The following is a 1,471-nucleotide window of genomic DNA, read 5'->3' as shown; positions in this document are numbered from 1 at the left end:
AGCTGCTATTTCTTTGAGATCACGGTAAGATAAGGCATAGCGGCCATACCAACGCACCAGCCAAAGAATGATCTCACCGGAATAATGCTTCCTATTTTGAAAGGGTTGATTCTTACTTAAATTCGTTTACGTCTACCTGTATCAACCCCCCATAAGTGAGACAGTTTAAAACTGGAATTATCCCTCTGTTTTTGTCGAAATTTTTTCTAACTGTTTTTCACGTTTCTCAGCAAATGTGTCTGGTGAAAGATTCTTTAAAGATTGATGTGGTCTGATCGTATTATATTCAACGATCCAGTCATCGCTAAGTTTCTGAACTTGCTGCAATGAAGTAAATTGATTGCAATCTAAAATATCACCACGATAAGTGCGGTTAAATCGTTCAATATAACCATTTTGAGCAGGTTTTCCTGGTTGTATCCGACGCAGTTGAATTCCATGCCCTTCAGCCCATTCTTGGAAATGGGAAGAAATGAATTCAGGCCCATTGTCAGTCCGCAGCATTTCAGGGTAGCCATGCACTTTGCACCACTCATCAAGTTTGGATGTGACAAAAACAGCAGGCATTGAAAAATCGATAGCGATGCCTAAAGCCTTACGGTTGTAATCATCAATGAGGTTCATCGTTCTAAATTTCGTACCGCTCAGAAGGGCGTCACTCATAAAATCTAATGACCAACAAACATTTTTGTAGATAGGCTGAAATAAATATTCAGGCTCGTTTTTGACGTAGTGATGCTTTGGTTTACAGCTTATGTTTAAGCCCATTTCAATATAGACTCGACGAATGCGCTTATGGTTCCAAGGCTTACCTTTGTTTTTTAAATATGCGACCATTTTGTCGCAACCCCAGCGTTTGTGTTTGCTCGCTAACGTCTTTAGCTCTGAAATTATTTCAGCATTATCAGATTGATGCTGTTTTTTTCGGTAATAGCTTGCTCTTGGAAGAGTGACTAAATTACAAGCAACCACGAGGCTTAGCTTATGTTCATCTTTGAGGTAAGTAGCGAGCATTCGTTTATCCTCTATATCGGTAGCTTTTTTTCCACAACATCTTTCAAAGCCTCAATTTCTATTTGAGAATCAGCATACATTCTCTTAAGTTGCTGGTTCTCTTTCTCTAATTGTTTTAGCCTTTTTAGCTGAGAGATATCCATTGCCCCATAACGTTCTTTTAAGGTGTAATACGTGCTAGTTGAGATTCCGTAGTCTCTTGCTGTGGTTTCTATATCTGCTCCAGCCTCAACACGCTTAAGCAACTCTACGATTTTTGATTCACTTAATTTGCTCTTTTTCATATGCTCTCCTGTTTGAAAATGTTAACAGAAGATTCCAGTTATGAGTTGTCTCATTTTAAGGGAGGGTTACCGAAGTACATGCACTTCAGCACATTCTTGGAAATGAGAAGATATGTATTCAGGCCCATTTTCAGTCCGCAGGATTTCAGGGTAGCCATACACTTTGCACCAGT

General features: G+C 39.4%; 2 protein-coding genes and 1 pseudogene. All 3 read right to left on the bottom strand.

From position 1 onward, the window contains the following. Positions 1 to 114: pseudogene (locus C200_RS15535) on the bottom strand (IS6 family transposase); the annotation flags it as partial. 63 nt (positions 115 to 177) lie between these two features. Continuing rightward, positions 178 to 1,014 (bottom strand): IS3 family transposase, encoded by an 837-nt coding sequence (locus C200_RS11935; protein ID WP_033923779.1) that lies wholly within the window; start codon positions 1,012 to 1,014, stop codon positions 178 to 180. 11 nt (positions 1,015 to 1,025) lie between these two features. After that, a complete protein-coding gene (locus tag C200_RS11930) occupies positions 1,026 to 1,298 on the bottom strand; it encodes a transposase (RefSeq protein WP_032126239.1) in 273 nt (90 codons plus the stop codon). Between the last annotated feature and the right edge of the window lie 173 nt (positions 1,299 to 1,471).

Origin of the sequence: Piscirickettsia salmonis LF-89 = ATCC VR-1361 (genome assembly GCF_000297215.2) — a bacterium.
Taxonomy (GTDB): Bacteria; Pseudomonadota; Gammaproteobacteria; order Piscirickettsiales; family Piscirickettsiaceae; genus Piscirickettsia; species Piscirickettsia salmonis.
The sequence above is the reverse complement of the archived record's forward strand: the minus strand, read 5'-3'. Positions and strand labels throughout refer to the sequence as shown.